Origin of the sequence: Mycobacterium asiaticum DSM 44297 (assembly GCF_000613245.1) — a bacterium.
In the GTDB taxonomy this organism is placed as follows: domain Bacteria; phylum Actinomycetota; class Actinomycetes; order Mycobacteriales; family Mycobacteriaceae; genus Mycobacterium; species Mycobacterium asiaticum.
The window spans coordinates 932198-953099 of the sequence record NZ_HG964938.1; the positions used below are offsets into that span (position 1 = coordinate 932198).

The 20902-nt window shown below is 67.3% G+C and carries 21 protein-coding genes and 1 pseudogene; 12 read left to right on the top strand and 10 right to left on the bottom strand.

Annotation, left to right across the window (positions count from 1 at the left end; genetic code table 11):
- Both BN972_RS23310 and BN972_RS23315 read right to left on the bottom strand, forming a co-directional pair.
- The coding region (locus BN972_RS23310; RefSeq protein ID WP_036363038.1) for a PE family protein at positions 1-330 on the bottom strand (330 nt) is incomplete at its 3' end.
- Positions 331-386: 56 nt separating this feature from the next.
- Positions 387-2189: a hypothetical protein gene (locus BN972_RS23315; RefSeq protein WP_036363041.1), complete on the bottom strand. Its 1803-nt coding sequence runs from the start codon at positions 2187-2189 to the stop codon at positions 387-389.
- Here BN972_RS23315 and BN972_RS23320 point away from each other — a divergent pair.
- On the top strand, positions 2155-3096 hold the full coding sequence (locus BN972_RS23320; protein WP_036363848.1) for an NAD-dependent epimerase/dehydratase family protein: 942 nt from the start codon (positions 2155-2157) through the stop codon (positions 3094-3096). The two genes, BN972_RS23315 and BN972_RS23320, sit on opposite strands and share 35 nt — an antisense overlap.
- Before the next feature lie 29 nt (positions 3097-3125).
- Here the strand turns inward: BN972_RS23320 and BN972_RS23325 are convergent, their stop codons facing one another.
- The 4 genes from BN972_RS23325 to BN972_RS23340 are packed head-to-tail and all read right to left on the bottom strand — an operon-like array spanning position 3126 to position 5989.
- Positions 3126-3467 (bottom strand): DUF2304 domain-containing protein, encoded by a 342-nt coding sequence (locus BN972_RS23325; protein WP_036363044.1) that lies wholly within the window; start codon positions 3465-3467, stop codon positions 3126-3128.
- Positions 3468-3480: 13 nt separating this feature from the next.
- Positions 3481-4176: a glycosyltransferase family 2 protein gene (locus BN972_RS23330; protein ID WP_036363046.1), complete on the bottom strand. Its 696-nt coding sequence runs from the start codon at positions 4174-4176 to the stop codon at positions 3481-3483.
- A gap of 35 nt (positions 4177-4211) precedes the next feature.
- Positions 4212-5504: a hypothetical protein gene (locus BN972_RS23335; RefSeq protein WP_099051213.1), complete on the bottom strand. Its 1293-nt coding sequence runs from the start codon at positions 5502-5504 to the stop codon at positions 4212-4214.
- A complete protein-coding gene (locus BN972_RS23340; protein ID WP_036363050.1) occupies positions 5501-5989 on the bottom strand; it encodes an inorganic diphosphatase in 489 nt (162 codons plus the stop codon). Before BN972_RS23340 ends, BN972_RS23335 begins: the two co-directional genes overlap by 4 nt.
- 89 nt (positions 5990-6078) lie before the next feature.
- Here BN972_RS23340 and dacB point away from each other — a divergent pair.
- The 4 genes and pseudogenes from dacB (at position 6079) to hpt (ending at position 10103) form a co-directional block, all read left to right on the top strand.
- Positions 6079-7466, top strand: a pseudogene (gene dacB / locus BN972_RS23345) (D-alanyl-D-alanine carboxypeptidase/D-alanyl-D-alanine endopeptidase).
- A gap of 41 nt (positions 7467-7507) precedes the next feature.
- The gene (locus BN972_RS23350) at positions 7508-8548 is read left to right on the top strand and encodes a zinc-dependent metalloprotease (RefSeq protein WP_036363052.1); all 1041 of its coding nucleotides are present in this window, start codon (positions 7508-7510) and stop codon (positions 8546-8548) included.
- The gene (gene tilS, locus BN972_RS23355) at positions 8527-9489 is read left to right on the top strand and encodes a tRNA lysidine(34) synthetase TilS (protein ID WP_036363055.1); all 963 of its coding nucleotides are present in this window, start codon (positions 8527-8529) and stop codon (positions 9487-9489) included. Before BN972_RS23350 ends, tilS begins: the two co-directional genes overlap by 22 nt.
- Before the next feature lie 38 nt (positions 9490-9527).
- A complete protein-coding gene (gene hpt / locus BN972_RS23360; protein ID WP_036363057.1) occupies positions 9528-10103 on the top strand; it encodes a hypoxanthine phosphoribosyltransferase in 576 nt (191 codons plus the stop codon).
- 3 nt (positions 10104-10106) lie between these two features.
- Here hpt and BN972_RS23365 read toward each other — a convergent pair whose 3' ends face one another.
- Positions 10107-10835: an SIMPL domain-containing protein gene (locus BN972_RS23365; RefSeq protein WP_036363059.1), complete on the bottom strand. Its 729-nt coding sequence runs from the start codon at positions 10833-10835 to the stop codon at positions 10107-10109.
- A gap of 611 nt (positions 10836-11446) precedes the next feature.
- Here BN972_RS23365 and BN972_RS23370 point away from each other — a divergent pair.
- Positions 11447-11746 carry a PE family protein gene (locus BN972_RS23370; RefSeq protein WP_036363062.1) on the top strand — a complete coding sequence of 100 codons (300 nt, stop codon included), beginning with the start codon at positions 11447-11449 and terminating at the stop codon, positions 11744-11746.
- Positions 11747-11762: 16 nt separating this feature from the next.
- Positions 11763-13031, top strand: a complete 1269-nt coding sequence (locus tag BN972_RS23375) for a PPE family protein (RefSeq protein WP_036363065.1) — start codon at positions 11763-11765, stop codon at positions 13029-13031.
- Between the two features lie 17 nt (positions 13032-13048).
- On the opposite strand, the gene BN972_RS23380 is transcribed toward BN972_RS23375, so the two are convergent.
- The 3 genes from BN972_RS23380 to BN972_RS23390 are packed head-to-tail and all read right to left on the bottom strand — an operon-like array spanning position 13049 to position 16211.
- Positions 13049-14062: a zinc-binding dehydrogenase gene (locus BN972_RS23380; protein WP_036363068.1), complete on the bottom strand. Its 1014-nt coding sequence runs from the start codon at positions 14060-14062 to the stop codon at positions 13049-13051.
- Positions 14062-15249 carry an LLM class flavin-dependent oxidoreductase gene (locus BN972_RS23385; RefSeq protein WP_099051214.1) on the bottom strand — a complete coding sequence of 396 codons (1188 nt, stop codon included), beginning with the start codon at positions 15247-15249 and terminating at the stop codon, positions 14062-14064. Before BN972_RS23385 ends, BN972_RS23380 begins: the two co-directional genes overlap by 1 nt.
- Positions 15246-16211: an alpha/beta fold hydrolase gene (locus tag BN972_RS23390; RefSeq protein WP_051545742.1), complete on the bottom strand. Its 966-nt coding sequence runs from the start codon at positions 16209-16211 to the stop codon at positions 15246-15248. The genes BN972_RS23385 and BN972_RS23390 overlap by 4 nt, the downstream gene beginning before the upstream one ends.
- 83 nt (positions 16212-16294) lie before the next feature.
- Between BN972_RS23390 and BN972_RS23395 the strand changes: the two genes are divergently transcribed.
- The 5 genes from BN972_RS23395 to folB all read left to right on the top strand — a co-directional run bounded on the left by BN972_RS23395 (position 16295) and on the right by folB (position 20890).
- Positions 16295-16708, top strand: coding sequence for a VOC family protein (locus BN972_RS23395; protein ID WP_036363074.1), 414 nt, complete (start codon positions 16295-16297; stop codon positions 16706-16708).
- Positions 16709-16850: 142 nt separating this feature from the next.
- Positions 16851-19058 carry an ATP-dependent zinc metalloprotease FtsH gene (gene ftsH, locus BN972_RS23400; protein WP_036363077.1) on the top strand — a complete coding sequence of 736 codons (2208 nt, stop codon included), beginning with the start codon at positions 16851-16853 and terminating at the stop codon, positions 19056-19058.
- Positions 19055-19657: a GTP cyclohydrolase I FolE gene (gene folE / locus BN972_RS23405; RefSeq protein WP_036363080.1), complete on the top strand. Its 603-nt coding sequence runs from the start codon at positions 19055-19057 to the stop codon at positions 19655-19657. Before ftsH ends, folE begins: the two co-directional genes overlap by 4 nt.
- Complete coding sequence (gene folP / locus BN972_RS23410) at positions 19654-20496, top strand: dihydropteroate synthase (RefSeq protein ID WP_065138952.1); 843 nt, start codon at positions 19654-19656, stop codon at positions 20494-20496. Before folE ends, folP begins: the two co-directional genes overlap by 4 nt.
- Positions 20489-20890, top strand: a complete 402-nt coding sequence (folB, locus tag BN972_RS23415) for a dihydroneopterin aldolase (protein ID WP_036363086.1) — start codon at positions 20489-20491, stop codon at positions 20888-20890. Before folP ends, folB begins: the two co-directional genes overlap by 8 nt.
- The last annotated feature ends 12 nt before the right edge of the window (positions 20891-20902 follow it).

Sequence of the window (20902 nt, forward strand, 5' to 3'; positions counted from 1 at the left end):
CTGGGTCGGGGCATTGATCAGATCAAGCACCGGTTGCAGCGGCCCGGCGTTGGCCGCCTCGGCGGCCGCATACGACGCGGCACCGCCGGTCAGCAGCTGCACGAACCGTTGGTGGAACGCCGCCGCCTGGGCGCTGAGCTCTTGATAGTCGCGCGCATGTCTGGCGAACAGCGCTGCCACCGCGGCCGAGATCTCGTCGGCTCCGGCGGCAGGTAGTGCCGAGGTGGGTTGGGCCGCGACAAGGTTGGCCGAGGTCAGCGACGACCCCATGCGGGACAGATGCGTAGCGGCGGCGACCATCAGCTCGGGGACCGCGATCAACTCCGACACACCCAGGTATCGAGATCTACGTGCAGAACGTTTCAGCCGGCGGTGCGCGGGTCGTTTCACACGGGCGCCAGGAAACCCACCGGTCCCGACGCGAGGCAGACCGAGAGCGCGGTAGTGGTGGCGCGCGCCACGATGGCATCCCCGGCGCCGGGCAGCCGGGCATACATGCGGTTCAGCCCCGGATGCACGGGCACCTTGACCTCGCGGCCCTCGGACAGCGCCAGCACCATCGAACCATCGGAATTGGCGAGGTAGTTGAGTTCCACGGTCCACTCCGCCGGCAACAGCGGCCCGTCGAGAAGCAAGCGGGCCGGCTGGTCGGGCTGGACGAAATAGCCGCATTGCGGCACCGGACCCGGCACGATCGTCCGCACCCAGGTCACTCGGGCATCGACCAGCCGTCCCTTGCTATCTAGCACCCGTAATTGTGTTGTCGCGGAAGCGAATTCGGGACGGTCACGGAGTAGCGCGAACATGTGGCTGGCCAAGTTCTCCGGCCAGGCGACTCGCTGCAGTACCAGCGGATCGACTTCCTGGTCCAGCAATGGCACCGCCCTGTTGGTATTCGCCAGGCCGGCCTGGGCGTTTTTCAGATAGGGCTCCGCCGGGTTGTCCCGCCACGAGGTGAGGAACGTGGCCGTCGAATATCCGCTGCTGATCAAAAACAGCAGCGCCGCAGCGCATGTCAGCACGGTACGCAGCGGGGAGGCATCGAGCCGGCGGGCCGACTCCCGGTTGGGTGCGGTGAACGCGACCGCCGTCAGCAGCGCCAGCACGACCACCAGATCGGGGAAATACCGCAGCGTCTGGGCCAGTTCGAGGGCGGTGAACCGCGACGAGCGCATCAGATAGATGGGCACCTGGCAGGCGACGGCATAGCCCGCCGCGGTCAGCCACACCAGCCCGATCCGCTGCTTGCGTACCAGCGAAACCGCAAGCGCCGCCGCCAAAACCAGCCACCCGAGCACCATCACCGAGACCGGCGGCGTGGCCCACGGCGAGGCCGGCGCCCAGCGCGCCCAGTCCCATGGCCCACCGGCCAGACCCGGCACTATCCCGTGCGTGATCGAACGGCGCAACAGCGCCCACGTCATCGCCAGATCCGAACTCCAGCGCCGCTGGTTCACCACCGACAGGTACAGCGCCACCCAGCCGACGGTGACCGCCAACGACACCACCCAGAGTCGAACACCGGCTCGCCACGCAGTACGCAGCGGGTTCGCTTCTCCCTGCACGTGATACAGCAGGCCCACCAACGCGAACGCCACAAACGGGATCACCGCGGCCTTCTCGAAGAACAGCAGACCGCCGAGGTAGGCCAGCACACCGGTGACGGCGTAGCGCTGGTTGCCGGTGCGGATCAGCAGCACCGCGTCGGCGCACACCCAGGCCATCGCGGTCAGCATCGGCAGCGAGTTCAGCGCGGCCGCCCACCACGCGAACCCCGGCACCCCCAGCGGAGTGAACAGCGCGAACGTCAACGGGATCAGCAGCACGGGCCGCCATCCCAGGATCACGTACAGCGCCCGCAACAACGCCAGGGACGCCAACAGCTGCAATACCACCAGGCTGACCGCCGGCCACGTCCACACCAGGGGCGCCAGCCGGATGATGGCCCCGGCCAGCAGGAAGGCACCCGGCATCACGTGTCCGTCGTGGTCGTCGAACAAGTACGACGGCGACAGCAACCCCTGTGTTCCGGCCCTGCCGACGAGAATCAGATCGTCCCAATAGAAATAGCCACCGAAGGCCAGCGCCGCGCGAATCCCGAGCTGCGCCATGATCAGCGCGGCTGCCGCCAGCGCCACTCGGTATGGTGGGCCGGTGCGCGCACTGGTCACCGGGGCAGCCGGTTTCATCGGGTCGACGCTAGTCGACCGTCTTCTGGCCGACGGCCACACGGTAGTGAGCCTGGACAACTTCGCTACCGGCCGCGCGACCAACCTCGAGCATCTGGTGGGCAACAGCGATCACGTCTTCGTCGAGGCCGACATCGTGTCCGCGGACTTGGAGTCGATTTTCGACGAGCACAAGCCTGAGGTGGTCTTTCACCTGGCCGCTCAGATCGATGTGCGGCACTCGGTGGCGGACCCGCAGTTCGACGCCTCGGTGAACGTAATCGGCACCGTGCGCCTCGCCGAAGCCGCCCGGCGCACCGGTGTCCGCAAGGTCGTGCACACCTCCTCCGGCGGTTCCATCTACGGCGTACCGCCGCAGTACCCGACACCGGAGACGGTGCCGACCGACCCCGCGTCGCCGTATGCCGCAGGCAAGGTGGCCGGCGAGATCTACCTGAACACCTTCCGGCACCTGTATGGCCTGGATTGTTCACACATCGCGCCGGCCAACGTTTACGGCCCGCGCCAAGACCCGCACGGCGAGGCCGGTGTGGTCGCGATCTTCGCGCAGGCGCTGCTGGAAGGTAAGCCCACGAAGGTTTTCGGGGACGGCTCCAATACCCGCGACTACGTGTTCGTCGACGACGTGGTGGACGCCTTCGTGCGGGCATCCGGTGCCGCCGGTGGCGGTCAGCGGTTCAATGTCGGCACCGGCATCGAGACCTCGGACCGCCAGCTGCACTCGGCGGTGGCCGCCGCGGTCGGCGGTCCAGACGACCCGGAGTTTCACCCGCCGCGGCTGGGCGACCTGCGGCGGTCCTGCCTTGATATCGGTTTGGCGGCACAGGTTTTGGGCTGGTGGCCGCAGGTCGGTCTGCAGGAGGGCGTGCGCCGGACGGTGGATTTCTTCCGGAGCCAGCGGGCCTAGGGCGTCTGCTCACGCAAACCTGACGCAGCCTAACGCGGCTCCGGTACCTGCGCACTCTCCAACGCGATGGCCCGCGCCAGCCGCGCATAGCGCAGCTCTAGGTCCTTGAACCGCATATAGGTGCTCAAGGTCGTGAAGCTGAACGCCATGATCAGGGCGTACAGCATCAAATCCGTGCCGCGGTTGACGCCGAACCAGTGCGCCACCACCGTGGTGTCGTCCGGTCGCAGCACCGCGTAGATGCCCAGCAGCACGAACAGCACGTAACCGACCTTGACCCACGCGCGCGCCCGCGCGCTGCGGCGTGATCGCAGCAAGAAGATCAGCAACGCGATGATCGAGCCGATCAGCAGCACCTTGATCCAGTTCATCTTTCCGTCCTTGTCAACGCCGAATCCTCCCGCGCAGGAACCCGTCGAAAATGATGTTGACGCCGTTCAGGAGCGGCTGACCCTTCGATTTGGAGTACTCGGTGTAGAGCACCTCTACCGGTTCTTCGGCTACCCGCCAATGGTTTTCGGCGATCATCATGACGATCTCGGTGGCGTGGCTCATGCCGCTCATGGTGATGTTCAGCCCGTCGGCGACGGTCTTGTTGAACACCCGCAGACCGTTGTTGGTGTCGGTCAGGCCCAGCCGCCGGCCGCGCCGGCTCAGGCGCGCGGCGGTCTGCAGCACCACCCGCTTGAGAAACGGGGGCCGGCTGCCGACCGGCCGGCCGAATCGAGTGCCGATAACGATGTCGACGTCTCCGACCAGAAGCCGGTCCACCATTGCGGACAGGTCCTTCACCCGATGTTGGCCGTCGGCGTCGAAGGTGGCGAAGACCTTGGCGCCGGGCTGGTTGCGGGCGTATTCGATCCCGGTTTGGATGGCCGCGCCCTGGCCCAGGTTGATCGGATGGCGCACCAGGTGGGCTCCGGCCAACCGGGCGATCTCGCCGCTGCCGTCGGAGCTGCCGTCGTCCACGCAGACGACGTTGTCGAATACCGAACGCAGCTCGGAGATCACCTCGCCGATGACGGGGCCTTCGTTGAAGTTGGGGACGACGATCCAGACGTCGCGTGTATCAGAACCCATTGCAAGCCACAAAGTACACGTCGGACCAGGTCTGATCAGCCGTCGACGCGTCCGCCACGCCCCAGGGCGAGGAGATGGACGGCGATTCCCACCAGCGGACCGCAGAACAGGGCCACCACGGTGCGGGTCTGAAGCGCGAGCGGCAGCATGAGCAACAACCCGGCGGCGACGGTGGCGGCAACCCACCCGAGCGAGTACGCGCGGTGCAGCGCGGCCGCGACGGCGGCCGAACCGGTGAGCGTGAGCAGGGCGATGGCCACCGCGGCGGCCGTCAGCCAGGCCAACAGCGCGCTGCTGGCCTGATAGTCCGACCCGAACGCGGACCGCAGCAGCCAGGGCCCCACCAAGCCGGCCAGCAGCACACCCAGCCCGCCGATCCCCGCGACCAGCAGCGCGGGAGCCACCAGCGCACGCAACCGGTGGCTGCGTTCGTCGACGAAGTGGGCGATCAGATTGCCCTGCATCGCAAAAAGCGGCACCAGCAGCGGCGCCCGGGTCAGCGTCACGGCCAGGATGATCACGCCGCCCGCGGCACCCAGGTCGGTTGAGGTCAGCTTCAGCAACACCGGGAAACCCATGACCAGAATCGCGCTGGCACCCGACGCCGTGATGGAGTGGGCGGCGCCGCGCAGGAACGTCGAGGTGTTCCCCGGGGTCTGCACGCGCGCCGCCGCGCGCGCCTTCGGCGAGGCGACGAGCATGATCAGCCACGCCACCGATCCGGCGACGGTGGCCCATAGGTACCCGACCAACCCCCAGCCGACCACGAACGTGACCGCGGCGACCGTCACCCGCATCACCGCATCGGTCACCATCAGCGCCCCGTACTGCCCCCACCGATCGAGACCGGCCAGCATGCCAAGCAGGGTCGAATGCAGGCAGATGCCGGCCAATCCGACGCTGAGGAGCACGATCGACACCCCGCGCGCCTCGACGAACACACGCCCGCCCCACAGCGGCGAACTGCCGGCGATCAAGGCGGCCGAGATCAGGCCGACCATCCCGGCAACACGCAGCGGACGGATCCGGGATTCACCGGGGGCGTCCAGGTACTGCATAGCTCGGACTTCCCGGGTGGTTTCCTGCAGCAAGCCGTTGGCGGCCCCGCCGACCAGGCCGAACGCACCCCAGAACACCCCGAAAATGGAGAACCCGCTCGGGGAGAGGTTCCGAGCGGCCAGATAGACCACCGCGTAGCCACACAGCGCGGTCAGCGCCGTTGCGATACCGACCCGGACGACGCTGCTGCGCGCGATCGGGCCGACCGAGGCGCCCGCGGCTGCCGGTGTGGCCGCGCCGTCCGTCACCGTGGCGACACTACGGTTCAGTGCCCTTCGGTCTTGAACCGCTCCACCGAACGCTGCACTTCGGCCTCGGCTTCCGCACGGCCGACCCAGTCGGCGGCCTTCACGTACTTGCCCGGTTCGAGGTCCTTGTAGTGCACAAAGAAGTGCTTGATGGCTTCCAGTTCGTACCCCGGCACGTCGCCGATGTCCTGGATGTGGTCCCACCGATTGTCACCGGCCGGAACGCACAGCACCTTGTCGTCGCCGCCGGCCTCGTCGACCATCCGGAACATGCCGACCGGCCGCACCTCGACCAGCACGCCGGGGAACAACGGCTGCGGCAGCAGCACCAGCGCGTCCAGCGGGTCACCGTCTTCTCCGAGGGTGTCCTCGATGAATCCGTAGTCGGTGGGGTAGGCCATCGGCGTGTAGAGGTAGCGGTCCAGGCGTACCCGGCCGGTCTCGTGGTCGACCTCGTACTTGTTGCGCTGGCCCTTTGGAATTTCGATGGTCACGTCGAATTGCACGGCTACACCCTAATCCAGCGGGTGCCGCGGGGATGCTTTGCGGCCGGTTCGGCAGAATGGGACGCGACGACAGGAGTTCGACGATCTCTATGGGCCCCAAAAGCTGGCGCAAGTCCACCCACGTGCTGATCGGGTTGGTGGTGCTTGTGTTCGTCGCTGCGGTGGTGGCGGCGGCGGTGCTGTTCACCACGGGCGGTCACGGCACCAGCGGCGCGCGGTCACCGGTGCCGCCGCCGCGGCCTCCTACGGTCAAGGCGGCGGTCTCACCGGTCGCCGACAACGCCGACACACCCAGCGCAGGTGGCGTGGCCGCGGCACTGGCCGCCGCCGCCGCCGATCCCAACCTGGGCAGGCTGGGCGGGCGGGTCACCGATGCCCTGACCGGCAAAGAACTGTGGCGCCAGCTCGATGACCAGCCGATGATCCCGGCGTCGACCAACAAGGTCCTCACCGCCGCAGCGGCCCTGCTCACCTTGGACCGGCAGGCCAGGATCAGCACCCGGGTGGTCGCGTCCGCGCAGAACGCGCAGGGCCCCGTCGTGCTGGTGGGCGCTGGCGACCCGACGTTGTCGGCGGCGCCCCCGGAGTGGAGACCTGGTATCACGGGGCGGCGCGCATCAGCGATCTGGTCGAACAGGTGCACCGCAGCGGCGTGACGCCGACGGCTGTGCAGGTGGACATCTCCGCGTTCAGCGGTCCGACCCTGGCGCCGGGCTGGGACCCCGCAGACGTCGACAACGGAGACGTCGCGCCGATCGAGGCGGCGATGATCGACGCGGGCCGCATTCAACCCACCACCGTCAACTCGCGACGGTCCCGGACCCCGGCGCTGGACGCCGGACGGGAGTTGGCCATCGGGCTGGGCCTGGATCCGGGCGCGGTGACGATCGGTTCGGCCCCCTCCGGCGCCCGGCAGCTGGCCGTCGTGCAGTCGCCGCCGCTGATTCAACGGCTGTCCCAGATGATGAACGCCTCCGACAACGTGATGGCCGAGTGCATCGGCCGCGAGGTGGCGGCCGCGATCAACCGGCCGCGCAGTTTCACGGGTGCGGTTGACGCCGTCACCAGCCGGCTCAGCACCGCGCACGTCGACACCAGCGGGACCGCGCTGGTGGATTCCAGCGGGCTGTCGGTGAACAACCGGCTGACCGCCCGCACACTGGACGGCACGGTGCAGGCCGCCGCGGGACCAGACCAGTCGTCGCTGCGCGCCCTGCTGGATCTGCTGCCCATCGCCGGTGGCAGCGGCACGCTCGGGGAACGTTTCCTGGACCGGTCCACCGATCAGGGCCCGGCGGGCTGGTTGCGCGCCAAGACCGGATCGCTCACCGCGGTGAACTCCCTGGTCGGGCTGCTCACGGATGCCAGCGGCCGGGTGCTGACGTTCGCTTTCGTGTCCAACGACGCCGGCCCGAACGGCCGCAACGCACTCGACGCGCTGGCCACCAGATTGTGGTTCTGCGGGTGTGCGACGTGACCCAAGCCTCGTCTTCGTCCTCGGGGTCCTCCGGACTCACCATGGGCAACGCCGTGGACTGGGGGTTTGCGGCCACCGTGGGCGAGAAGCTGGCCCGAGGCGGACCGGTGACCTCCGACTACACCCGCCGCCAGGTGATGGCGCAGTTGATGACGGCGGCCGAACAGGCCGAGCCACCGGTTCGCGACGTCACCGGCCTGATCACCGAGGGCCCGGTGCCGCCGGCCCGGGTCGTCGACCGCCCCGAATGGATCCGGGCCGCCGCGCAATCGATGCGCGCCATGACCAACGGCAGTGAAAAGCCGCGCGGCTTCATCACCGGGCGGCTCACCGGGGCCCAGACCGGTGCGGTGCTGGCGTTCGTGTCCTCCGGCATCCTCGGGCAGTACGACCCGTTCAATTCGCTCAACGGCCACCACGATCAGCGCACCGGAACGCTGCTGCTGGTGTATCCCAACGTCATCGCCGTCGAGCGCCAGCTGAAGGTCGACCCGTCTGACTTCCGGTTGTGGGTGTGTCTGCACGAGGTCACCCACCGAGTGCAGTTCACCGCCAATCCATGGATTGCGGATTACATGTCGAGCTCACTGGGCCTGTTGACCCAGGAGCCCGCCGACGACATCCGCGAGGTGGCCGGCCGGCTCGCCGAATACGTGCGGTCGCGCGGCAACGATTCGGACGACACCAACGCCACCGGGATCCTTGGCTTGATGCGCGCGGTGCAATCCGAGCCACAACGCAAAGCCCTCGACCAGCTCCTGGTGCTGGGCACGCTGCTCGAAGGCCATGCCGAACACGTGATGGACGCCGTGGGACCGATGGTGGTTCCCTCGGTTGCCACCATCCGGCGCAGGTTCGACGAACGCCGTCAGCGCAAGCAACCGCCGCTGGCGCGACTGGTGCGTGCGCTGCTGGGCGTCGAGGCGAAGCTCAGTCAGTACACCCGCGGCAAGGTGTTCGTCGACCAGGTGGTGGAGCGGGTCGGCATGAAGCGGTTCAACACCGTCTGGACGAGCCCCGAAACGTTGCCGTTGCCCGCCGAGATCGACCAGCCCCAACGATGGATCGACAGGGTGCTGTAGCCCAACTGCGCAGGGCTGTAGCAGAATTCGCGCAGAAGCAGCTGGCCGATACGGACGCGCGGTGGTGCGTGGGATTGTCCGGCGGCCCGGACTCGTTGGCGCTCACCGCGGTTGCCGCACAGCTGCGGCCCACAACCGCGCTGATCGTGGACCACGGGTTGCAGCCCGCCTCGGCTGAGATCGCGGAAACCGCACGCGCGCAAGCGATTTCATTGGGATGTGAGCAGGCGCGGGTGCTACGCGTCGAAGTCGGCGGTGACGGCGGCCCGGAGGCCGCGGCCCGTAGTGCGCGTTACGCCGCACTGGACCACCATCGCGACGGCCCCGTGCTGTTGGCCCACACTCTCGACGATCAGGCCGAAACGGTGCTGCTAGGTCTGGGCCGAGGCTCGGGAGCCCGGTCGATCGCCGGCATGCGGCCCTACGATCCGCCCTGGGCTCGCCCGTTGCTCGGGGTGCGCCGGCGGCTGACTCAGGCCGCCTGCGCCGAGCTCGGGCTCGACCCGTGGTGGGATCCGCACAACCGAGACCCCCGCTTCACCCGGGCCCGGCTGCGCAACGAAGTGCTACCGCTGCTGGAAGAGGTCCTTGGCGGCGGCGTGGCCGAAGCGCTGGCGCGCACCGCGACCGCCCTGCGGGAAGACACCGATCTGATCGACGCGGTCGCCGCCGCCGCGCTGCCAGAGGTCACCACCGGAGACGGACTCGACACGGCCGCCCTGTCTGAGTTGTCGGCACCGGTGCGACGGCGGGTGATCCGAGCGTGGCTGCTGGGCGGTGGCGCGATCAACCTGACCGACAAGCAGATCCGCGGGGTGGACATGCTGGTAACCGGGTGGCGGGGTCAGGGTGGGGTGGCAGTGGGTTCCACACTGCGCGGCCGACGCCTGGTGGCGGGTCGCCGGGATGGCCTACTTACGTTGCGCCAGGAGGCAATTTGACGCCTGCGTTGGTTCCTCACAGGTAGGCATGGCACGCTGTGCACGTGACGGCCGAGCTGTACCCGGGGGACATCAAGTCGGTGCTGCTCACCCAGGAGCAGATTCAGGCTCGCATCGCCGAGCTCGCTGGACAGATCGGCGAGGACTACCGCGACCTGGCGGCAACGACCGGCCAGGATCTGCTGTTGATCACCGTCCTCAAAGGTGCGGTGCTGTTCGTCACGGACCTGGCCCGCGCCATTCCGCTACCCACTCAGTTCGAGTTCATGGCGGTGAGCTCCTACGGTTCCTCGACGTCCTCATCGGGCGTGGTGCGGATTCTCAAGGACCTCGACCGCGACATCCACGACCGCGATGTGCTGATCGTCGAAGACGTGGTCGACTCCGGCCTGACGCTGTCCTGGCTGTTGCGCAACCTCAGCAGCCGGCATCCACGCTCGCTGCGGGTATGCACCCTGCTGCGCAAGCCGGAAGCGGTGGGCGCCAACGTCGACATCACCTACGTGGGCTTCGACATCCCGAACGACTTCGTCGTCGGTTACGGCCTGGACTACGACGAGCGTTACCGCGACCTGTCTTACATCGGGACGTTGGATCCGCGGGTTTACCAGTAGTAGTCAGGTCAGTTCCCAGACGGCGGTCACCGAGAACTTAACCGTCTGCTGACCCGGCTCGAGCGGCGCCATTGAGGCGCGGGGTGCGGGCGGACCGGGAGTGGGCGGGGTGCCGGCGGCCTCGGAAATGGACAGCACCTTGCCCAACTTGAGTCCGGACAGTTGGGCGTACTGCTGGGCCCGCGTTTTGGCGTCTTCGAAGGCGCGGGCACGCGCGTCCTTGACCAATTGCGAATCGTCGGCGATCGAGTAGTCCACCGAGCGGATCCGGGTGGCGTTGCCGCCGGTGCTCACGACGAGGTCCAGCAGCTTCGAGGCGGCGTCGGTGGGGTGAATTCTGACTTCGATCGTGTTGTCGGCCCGGTAGCCGGCGACCGCGCCGGTTTCGGTGGGCACCGCCGCGGTGTACTGCGGCTGCAACGCGACTTGTGTGGTCCGAATGTCCCGCCGGTCTAGGCCGGCGCCGACCAGCGCGTCGATCACCGCTTGTTGCCGATCGTTCGTCTGGTTCATCGCCGCGGTCGCATCGGCGGCGATGAATTCGATACCGACGACGGCGGTCAGGGTGTCCGGGACGCCCTGGACTTGACCGGATCCGAGCACGGTCACCTGACGTGGATTGGCCGGGGGAGCGGTGGCAGGGGCTGGCGCGTCACAGGCCGACGCGGTGACCAGTGCCAGGCCGGCGGCCACCGCGACGAAAAATTTGCGGGTGCGGTTTGCAATCGGCATGGCTCGGACCTTAGCCTCTATGGCCGGGCGATCGCGGTCGCGGCCGTTCACCGTTGTGTTATCGCGACGTTGACCCCGCGATATCTGGCGAGCAAAGGATTTTGAGCGCAATTGCTGCTTCGGCGGCCCACATCTGCGCGGACGTCGATCACATCAAGCAGCATTCTGGGCGGCGCGAGTGAAGCGTCGCGTGTGAAGTATACGCATGACCAGGAACGCAACGATGGAAGCCGCCAGCGCGTGTCCGAGCGACCGCGCACTCGTTCGACACAGCCCCAGTTTTGTTGCCTATCAGTGCATTTGAAAGTAACGCAGATCACAGCCAGGCCTTGGAGTGGGACGCATTGCATATTTCGGATTGATCGGAGCGATGAACATTGTCGACTCACATAAAACTCAAAACATATTTGTCTCCGATAAGACTCATAGAAAGAATTCAAAACACTCAGCAAATCCCCGGTAGCAAATGAACAATTGATAACTCGACAGTGAACAGGCTTGCTGAGGCCTGTGTTGCGCGCCCGTGGCTGCCTAACCTGACGGAGGATGCGCGTTGGTGACGACCAGTTGCTGGAAGTCACTGACGCAAGTGCTCTGAGGGAGGAACACAAATGTCACTCGTGATCGCTCGGCCCGAAATCGTGGCGGGCGTCGCCGGGGAACTGCAGTCCATCAACGCAATGGCGCGGGCAGGGGACGAACTCGCGGCAGCGCCGACAACCGGGGTGGTTCCCGCAGCCGCCGACGTGGTGTCGCAGCTGACCGCGGCGCAGTTCGCGGCGCACGCACGCCTGTATCAGGCGATCAGCGTCCAGGCGGCGGCTGTGCAGGAGCAGCTCGCAACCACGCTCGCCGTCACCGCGGGCTCTTACGCGGACACCGAGGCCGCCAACGCCGCCAGCATCGCCTAGGTGGGGTGGAGTAACAGTGGATTTCGCATCACTCCCGCCGGAGGTCAACTCCACGTTGATGTACTCCGGTCCGGGCGCCGGCTCGATGCTGGCCGCGGCCACCGCATGGCAATCGCTGGCCGCTGAACTCCACGCGACGGCGGGCTCCTACCGGACACTGTTGTCCGGTCTGACCGCCGGTCCGTGGTTGGGACCTGCCGCGGCGGCGATGTCCGCGGCGGTCGCACCGCACTTGACCTGGCTGGACAGCACCGCGCTGCTGGCCGAGCAAGCCGGCGCCCAGGCGGCTGGCGCGGCCGCCGCGTACGAAGCGGCGTTCGCCGGGACGGTACCGCCGGCGGAGGTCGCGGCGAATCGTGCGCTGCTGATGCAGTTGGTGGCCACCAACATCTTCGGCCAGAACACCCCCGCAATAGCCGTCGTCGAGGCTGACTACGCGGAGATGTGGGCCCAGGATGCCGGTGTGATGTACGGCTACGCCGGTTCGTCGGCGGAAGCGACGGCGCTGACGCCGTTCAGCCTGCCGCCGCAGGTGACCACCCCAACCGGTCTGGCGAGCCAGGCCGCTGCGGTCGCGCAGGCCTCAGCGTCCTCCGTGGCCTCAACCGTGCAGGATTTCGTCACGAACATGAACAGTTCGGTCAACAAGGCGCTTGCCGGACTGTCCGGGCTGACCAACGCGCCGCCGTTCCTCAAGGATCCGCTGGCCGTGCTCGGGCTGGGTAACACGACCTGGAATTCCAACGGCGACGGACTGGTGTTCCAGGGTGTAATCGGGGACCTCATGGAGGGTCTGACCGGCTCGGCAACGTTGGATGCCAGCGTTTTCGCCGACACCTACATCAGGATGATCTCTCCGGTTCGTCTGACCACAACGGCGATGAAAGACCTCGACGGCCTAGGCCACAGTTTCTTCCCGGCGGCCGCCCACGCGGCCGAAGGCGCGGCCAAGGCCGCGGAAGGCGCCGCAGCCGGTCTGGGCAATCTGGGCGGCCTGGGCGGATTGGGCGGCTTGGGCGGCGTGAGCGGAATCGGCCAGGCCGCGCAGATCGGCGGTCTGTCGGTGCCCAACGCCTGGGCGTCGGCGACGCCCGGCCTCGGCCGGGTGGCCACGCTGCCGTTCAGCGGTGCCGGCGCGAACGCGGCGGTGGTGCCCGAACCCAGTCAGCACATGCTGGGCGGCATGCCGCTGACCGGCGGGCTCGGACGAGGCATGGGTGCGGCCAACGCGCCGCGCTACGGCTTCCATCCCACAGTGATGACGCGTCCACCGTTCGCGGGGTAGAGCTCTCAGGACGCCGGCTATGGCGTCACCAGGATCTTGCAGTGCCGCTCCGGATCCGCTAAATCATCAAAAGCCGTCCCGACCTGATCCAGGCCCACTTCGCCGGTGATCAACGGGCCGACGTCGATGTCGCCCTCGGCGATCGCCCGCAACGCGTCCCCGAACTCCTCGGGTGTGTAGGCATTGACGAACTGCAAATTGATTTCCTTGGCGGTGCCGAAGAACGGGTGAATCGGGTCCGGCTCCATGCATACCCCCGCGACGACCAGCCGGGTTCCGTTGCGGGCACGCCGCATCACGTCGTCGATGATGCCGGGAACGCCCACCGCCTCGAACACCACGCGGGCCTTCACGGAGTCAAATGGCGAGTTCTGAGCGGGGTCCACCGTCTGGTGCGCACCCATCGTCGCCGCCAGCTCCCGCCGCTTCGGTGAGAAGTCTGATGCCACAAAGGTTTCGACGCCCCGGACACGCAGTGCGGCGATGATGGCGATTCCGATGGGTCCACAGCCGATCACTAAGGCTGGCTCGTCGGCCCGGATTCCTGACTTGTTGACCGCGTGCAACCCCACTGCCATCGGTTCGGCCAGGGCGGCGTGCCTGACATCGACTCCGTCCGGGATGGGCAGTAGAAGCGGGGCGGAGAGCAGCATCCGCTCGGCGTAGCCGCCCAGCGCGGTGTTGCTGAAGACGATCGGCTGAACGCCCTTGTCCGAGAGCAGGATCGGCAGCGAAGTGACCAGGGTCCCGGGCGGATGGGTCTCGGTGTCGGGTCCAGCCTCGAGCACTTCGGCGCTGAACTCATGGCCCATGAAGACGTCTCGCTCCAAGTCGAGATCCATGCCACCGCGACCGCGGGCCAACTCGTTGCTCAGCGCTACCACCTTTGCGCCGTGAGCGGCGAAATGCAGGTCGGAGCCGCAGATCCCGCACGCGCGGACCGCGACCAGGACCTGTCCCGGCCCCGGTACGGGTTCCGGCACATCGTCGCGGTAAACCATCCGCCCGCCACGCAATACCGCCGCGCGCATCAGTTTTCGGCGCCGTCGTGCTCGGCGACATGCTGGGTGATGGCCTGCACCACTGCCTGACCGGCGCGTCCGATCAGCTCTTCGCGCTTGTCCTTGGCCCATTCGTGCGAGGCGCGGGGCGCTTCGAGTTGACCTTTGAAGTAGGGAATCACTTTGCGGGCGAACAGGTCGTAGGAGTGGAAGGTCGCCTGTGGCGAGGCCCAGTCGTGGCCCAGCAGCAGCAATGTGCCGAAGCCGCCCGAGCGCTCCAGTAGATCCTCGATGTGGGCGATCGCGTCCTCCGGCGTTCCGATACAGCAGTTCCCCTTGGCCGCATAGTCTTCGACGAACTCCCGGGGTGACTGCGCGCCTTCCACCGTGTTGGCCAGCGGCACGAATCCGGCGGCTCCGAAGTACTTGGCGAAGTCCATCAGCCCGTACGTGCAGTCCTCGATCGCCTGGTCGCGGGTTTCGGCGATGTGCATGATGCTCAACACCCGCCAGTCGGTGCGGTCGGGTTCGGCCCGCCCCGCTTTGGCGGCCTGTTCGCGCACCACCTCCCAGGTGTTCTCCAGCGCGGCGTAACCGCCGGGCACCGACATAGACAGCGACAGCAGCGAGGTGCCCAGCGCCCCGGCCAGCCGAGGTCCCGACGGTGAAATCATTGCGGCCGTGGATATCTCCGGGTACGGCCAGGTGTAGGGACGGATGTGCAACTGTGCGTCGCGCAGGGTGAACCACTCGGTGTGGCGGTCGATGCGTTCCTCGGGCGCGGCGCGGAACAGCGCCAGGATCGCCTCGAGGGATTCCTGCATCATGCGTCGCTGGTCGACGGGATCGATGCCCATCATGTAGGCGTCCGACGGCAGCGCCCCGGGGCCCGTGCCGAACATCACGCGTCCCCGGGTGAGGTGATCCAGCAGCACCCAGCGGTCGGCGACCATCAGCGGGTGGTGATAGGGCAGCGAGACCACGCCGGTGCCCAGCCGGATGTGCTTGGTCCGCTCCGCGGCGGCCGCGATGAATACCTCCGGGCAGGCGATCAATTCGTAACCGCCGGAGTGGTGTTCACCGAACCACGCCTCGTCGTAACCCAAGCGGTCCAGTGCGACGACACGCTCCATGTCATATTCCAGCGCCACCGTTGGGGATTGGCCGGTGGGGTGAAACGGCGTGATGAAAACGCCGAATCGCATTGGTGCATTCACCATTCCACTCCTTCAAGGAATTCCAACAATGCAGCGTTCACTTCGTCGGGCCGCTCCTGCTGCAACCAGTGGCCGGCGCCGTCGATCATCAGCTCGCGATACGGACCGCTGACCACCTCTGCGGCCCGGTCTTTGCGGGTGAAGGTCAACACAGGATCGGCCGTGCCCCCGATGAACAGGCACGGTACGTCGATCGTGGCGCCGTCCAGGTCCGCGGTGGTCTCCCAGTTGCGGTCCATGTTCCGGTACCAATTCAGCCCGCCGGTGAATCCCGTCCGGCTGAATTCGCTGATGTAGCGGTCGAGTTCGTCCTGAGTGATCCAGTCGGGGAGCCCGTCGGGCTCGGGCAGGCGGTCGATCAATCCCTCGGGCCCTGGCGCGAACATGCGCTGCGCTGCGTCCTGGTCAACCGATAGCACCAGACTGCCCATCATCCGGCGCATCGTGCGGGCGGGATCACCGTTGAGCTCGGCGTCGGCGACACCGGGCTCCTGGAAATACAGGATGTAAAAGAAGTTGTCGCCGAACGTCCGCTTCAGAGCCACGGTGACGGGCCGTTTCGCGCGGGGCACCGGTGGCACGCTCAGGGCGGCTACCGCGCCGACCCGGTCGGGGTGCAGCAGTGGCGCGTTCCACACCACCATGGCGCCCCAGTCGTGGCCGACCCACGCGGCTCGCTCGACGCCCACGTCGTCGAGCAAGCCGGTGATGTCGGCCGTCAGGTGGTGGATGTCGTAGGCCTCGATCGCCTCCGGCCGCGACGAGCCGCCATAGCCGCGCTGATCCGGTGCCAACACGTGATAACCGGCCTCGGCCAGCGCCGGGATCTGGCGTCGCCACGAGTAGGCCAGCTCCGGAAACCCGTGGCACAGCACCACCACTGGCGCTCCACGGTCGCCGGCCTCGATCACCCGCAACCGCACCCCGTTGGTGTCAACTAACCGTTCGGTAGAGGAGCCCATCGTCACACCAAATCACAACAGCAGCGGGCTGAGAAGGCTTGGCTAGTGGATATCGGCAGGGCTGCCGCGGATGATGGTGAGCCATGCGACTCGACCATGTGGTGCTGTGGACGAAAGACGTGCGAGCAGCGATGGACTTCTACACCCGGGTGGTGGGGCTGGCGCCGGTGCGTTTCGACGAGTTCGAGGCCGGTGCGGCGCCGTTCCCCAGCGTGCGGGTGAGCGAGGACTCGATCATCGATCTGATGGCGGCCGAAGGCGCGCCCGTCACCGAATCGATGACGAAGGTAGCGGGAAGCGCGGGCCATCGCGTCAACCACGTCTGTATCTCAATGTCGAAGTCGGAGTATGACGAATTGGATCGGCGGCTGCAGGCAGCCGGAATAGACACCAGCGCGCGGCTCGACAATTCCTTCGGTGCGCAAGGCTGGGCCCCGCAGGGGTACTACTTCCCCGACCCGGACGGCAACGTGATCGAGGCGCGGTATTACGAGTGATCCCTGTGGCAAATCGAAGCCGGCGGGGTTTCGGGAACCCTCGATCGTTGGTCCGTTGGAGCCCGGCGATCGCCGTGGGCGGTAACCTGGACATTTCCAGCTGAGCGTATTGGGAAGGACCTGGCCGACTCGGCCGTGAGCGATGAACCGTAAAAACGTGATCCGCACGATGACGGCAGTCGCCGTACTGGTGTTGCTCGGCTGGTCGTTCTTCTATTTCAGCGACGACACCCGCGGGTACAAGCCGGTCGACACCTCGGTGGCGATGGCCCAGATCACCAGCGACAACGTCAAGTCCGCGCAGATCGACGACCGCGAACAACAGCTCCGGCTGACGCTGAAGAAGGGCAACAACGACACCGAGAACTCCGACAAGGTCATCACCAAATACCCCACCGGCTACGGCGTCGACCTGTTCAACGCGCTGACCGCCAAGAACGCCAAGGTCGCCACGGTCGTGAACGAGGGCAGCATCGTCGGCGAACTGCTGGTGTATGTGCTGCCGTTGTTGTTGCTGGTGGGGCTGTTCGTGATGTTCTCCCGCATGCAGGGCGGCGCCCGGATGGGCTTCGGCTTCGGCAAGTCCCGAGCCAAACAGCTCTCCAAAGACATGCCCAAGACCACCTTTGCCGACGTCGCGGGCGTCGACGAGGCGGTCGAGGAGCTCTACGAGATCAAGGACTTTTTGCAGAACCCGTCCAGGTACCAGGCACTCGGTGCCAAGATCCCCAAGGGCGTGCTGCTCTACGGTCCGCCTGGTACCGGCAAGACTCTGCTCGCCCGCGCCGTCGCCGGCGAAGCCGGCGTGCCGTTCTTCACCATCTCGGGTTCCGACTTCGTCGAGATGTTCGTCGGCGTCGGCGCCTCGCGCGTCCGCGACCTGTTCGAACAGGCAAAACAAAACAGCCCCTGCATCATCTTCGTCGACGAGATCGACGCGGTGGGGCGCCAGCGCGGCGCTGGGCTCGGTGGCGGCCACGACGAGCGCGAACAGACGCTGAACCAGCTGCTGGTCGAGATGGACGGCTTCGGTGATCGTGCCGGGGTCATCCTGATCGCGGCCACCAACCGGCCGGACATCCTGGACCCGGCGCTGCTGCGGCCGGGCCGGTTCGACCGGCAGATCCCGGTCTCGAATCCCGATCTGGCGGGTCGCCGGGCCGTCCTGCGGGTGCACTCCAAGGGCAAGCCAATCGCCGATGACGCCGACCTAGACGGGCTGGCCAAGCGAACCGTCGGCATGACCGGCGCCGACCTCGCCAACGTGGTGAACGAGGCGGCGCTGCTGACCGCCCGGGAGAACGGCACGGTGATTACCGGCCCGGCGCTGGAGGAAGCCGTCGACCGGGTCATCGGCGGCCCGCGGCGCAAGGGCCGCATCATCAGCGAGCAAGAGAAGAAGATCACCGCCTACCACGAGGGCGGACACACCCTGGCGGCGTGGGCAATGCCCGACATCGACCCGGTGTACAAGGTGACCATCCTGGCCCGCGGTCGCACCGGCGGGCACGCCGTGGCCGTTCCGGAGGAGGACAAGGGCCTGCGCACCCGCTCGGAGATGATCGCCCAGCTGGTGTTCGCGATGGGCGGACGCGCGGCCGAAGAACTGGTGTTCCGCGAGCCCACCACGGGAGCGGTGTCCGACATCGAGCAGGCGACCAAGGTGGCCCGCGCCATGGTCACCGAATACGGCATGAGCGCGCGCCTGGGCGCGGTGAAGTATGGCACCGAACACGGTGACCCGTTCCTGGGCCGCACGATGGGCAACCAGGCCGACTACTCGCACGAGGTCGCCCGCGAAATCGATGAGGAGATCCGCAAGCTCATCGAGGCCGCACACACCGAGGCGTGGGAGATTCTCACCGAATACCGGGACGTGCTGGACACGTTGGCCGGCGAGCTGCTGGAGAAGGAGACGCTGCACCGGCCCGAGCTGGAAGCGATCTTCGGTGATGTCGAAAAGCGGCCGAGGCTGACCATCTTCGACGACTTCGGCGGCCGGATCCCGTCGGACAAACCGCCGATCAAGACGCCCGGGGAGCTGGCGATCGAGCGGGGCGAGCCGTGGCCGCAGCCGGTGCCGGAGCCGGCGTTCAAGGCGGCTATCGCTCAGGCCAGCAAGGCCGCCGAGGAGGCCAAGGGGGAGTCGCAGGGCAATGGTGACAGCGCCTCGCGCGGCGCCAACGGATCGCATGGACCCACCCAGCCCGACTACGGCGCCCCGGCCGACTGGCACGCGCCGGGCTGGCCGCCGCGGCCGTCGAACCAAACGCCGAGCCGTCCCGCCCCGGATACCGAGGACCAAGAATCCGACGAGCCGTCCGATCAGCGCGGCGGGAGGTTCGGATGACGCAACTGGATGCCAGGGGTACCCGGGTGCACGTGTTCGACCAGGAACGCGCTGAGGCCGCCGTCCGTGAACTGCTGATCGCGCTTGGAGAAGACCCCGACCGGGAGGGCCTGCGCGAGACGCCGGCCAGGGTGGCCCGCGCCTACAAGGAGGTTTTCGCCGGGCTCTATACCGATCCAGCCTCGGTGCTGAACACCATGTTCGACGAGGACCACAACGAACTGGTGATCGTCAAAGAGATCCCGTTGTATTCCACCTGCGAACACCATCTGGTGTCGTTTCACGGGGTGGCGCATGTGGGCTACATTCCGGGCGCGGACGGCCGGGTGACCGGGTTGTCGAAAATCGCTCGCCTGGTTGATCTTTTCGCCAAGCGCCCGCAGGTCCAAGAGCGCCTGACCAGCCAGATTGCCGATGCGATGGTGCAGCGGCTGGACCCGCTTGGGGTGATCGTGGTGGTGGAAGCCGAGCACCTGTGCATGGCGATGCGCGGGGTCCGCAAGCCGGGCGCTGTCACGACGACCTCGGCGGTGCGCGGTCAGTTCAAGACCGACGCCGCCTCCCGAGCCGAAGCGCTCGATCTCATTCTGCGTAAGTGAGTTTGGCGCCCGTGCAGGTTATGGGGGTGCTCAACGTCACGGACGACTCATTCTCTGACGGCGGCCGCTACCTCGATGCCGACGACGCGGTCCGGCACGGCCTGGCGTTGGCCGCCGAAGGCGCCGACATCGTCGACGTCGGCGGGGAATCGACGCGACCCGGAGCCGCCAGAGTGGCGCCCGATGTCGAAGCGGCCCGCGTCGTCCCGGTCATCAAAGCCCTTGCGGCGCAACATATCACCGTCAGTATCGATACCATGCACGCGCAGGTTGCGCGCGTGGCGCTGGAGAACGGCGCCCAGCTGGTGAATGACGTCTCGGGTGGTCGGGCTGACCCGGCGATGGCGCCGCTACTGGCCGAGGCACGAGTTCCGTGGGTGCTGATGCACTGGCGTCCGGTCTCGGCCGACAACCCGCACCGGGTACCGGCTTACCGGGATGTGGTCGCCGACGTTCGCGCCGACCTGCTCGCCAGCGTGGAGGACGCGGTGGCCGCGGGCGTCGACAGCGACAAGGTGTTGATTGATCCCGGGCTGGGATTCGCCAAGACGGGCCAACATAATTGGGCGTTGCTGCGCGCCCTGCCAGAGTTGGTGGCCACTGGGTTCCCGGTGTTGATCGGGGCCTCGCGCAAACGGTTCCTGGGCGCGTTGCTAGCCGGACCGGACGGTGCGCCGCGAGCGGCCGACGGCCGGGAAACCGCGACGGCGGTGATTTCGGCCCTGGCGGCGCTGCATGGCGCCTGGGGTGTTCGGGTGCACGACGTGCGTGCTTCGGTCGACGCCCGCAAGGTCGTGGCGGCTTGGCAGGGCGGGGAAGGGGACGGGCGCGATGGCTGATCGAATTGAGTTGCGGGGCTTGACAGTCCGTGGCCGGCACGGGGTGTTCGAACATGAGCGGCGGGACGGGCAGGACTTCGTCGTCGACATCACGGTGTGGATGGACCTCGCGGCCGCGGCCGCCAGCGACGACCTGTCCGACACCTACAACTATGCGGAACTGGCCCAGTTGGCCGTCGACATCGTCGGCGGAACGCCGCGCAACCTGATCGAAACCGTCGGGGCGAACATCGCCGACGAGGTGATCAAGGACGAGCGACTACACGCCGTCGAGGTGACGGTGCACAAGCCGCAGGCGCCCATCCCGCACGGGTTCGACGACGTGGCGGTGGTGACGCGCCGGTCCCGGCGGGGTGGTCGGGGCTCGGTGATCCCGGCGAGCGGGGCGGTATGACCCGCGCGGAGC

Coding starts and splice junctions, on each gene's coding strand:
- BN972_RS23315 (WP_036363041.1), bottom strand. CDS start 2,189: ATGAAACCGGCTGCCCCGGTGACCAGTGCGCGCACCGGCCCACCATAC.
- folB (WP_036363086.1), top strand. CDS start 20,489: ATGGCTGATCGAATTGAGTTGCGGGGCTTGACAGTCCGTGGCCGGCAC.
- BN972_RS23380 (WP_036363068.1), bottom strand. CDS start 14,062: ATGCGCGCGGCGGTATTGCGTGGCGGGCGGATGGTTTACCGCGACGAT.
- folE (WP_036363080.1), top strand. CDS start 19,055: ATGACGCAACTGGATGCCAGGGGTACCCGGGTGCACGTGTTCGACCAG.
- BN972_RS23395 (WP_036363074.1), top strand. CDS start 16,295: ATGCGACTCGACCATGTGGTGCTGTGGACGAAAGACGTGCGAGCAGCG.
- BN972_RS23370 (WP_036363062.1), top strand. CDS start 11,447: ATGTCACTCGTGATCGCTCGGCCCGAAATCGTGGCGGGCGTCGCCGGG.
- BN972_RS23390 (WP_051545742.1), bottom strand. CDS start 16,211: ATGGGCTCCTCTACCGAACGGTTAGTTGACACCAACGGGGTGCGGTTG.
- ftsH (WP_036363077.1), top strand. CDS start 16,851: ATGAACCGTAAAAACGTGATCCGCACGATGACGGCAGTCGCCGTACTG.
- BN972_RS23330 (WP_036363046.1), bottom strand. CDS start 4,176: ATGGGTTCTGATACACGCGACGTCTGGATCGTCGTCCCCAACTTCAAC.
- BN972_RS23365 (WP_036363059.1), bottom strand. CDS start 10,835: ATGCCGATTGCAAACCGCACCCGCAAATTTTTCGTCGCGGTGGCCGCC.
- BN972_RS23350 (WP_036363052.1), top strand. CDS start 7,508: ATGGGCAACGCCGTGGACTGGGGGTTTGCGGCCACCGTGGGCGAGAAG.
- tilS (WP_036363055.1), top strand. CDS start 8,527: ATGGATCGACAGGGTGCTGTAGCCCAACTGCGCAGGGCTGTAGCAGAA.
- BN972_RS23325 (WP_036363044.1), bottom strand. CDS start 3,467: ATGAACTGGATCAAGGTGCTGCTGATCGGCTCGATCATCGCGTTGCTG.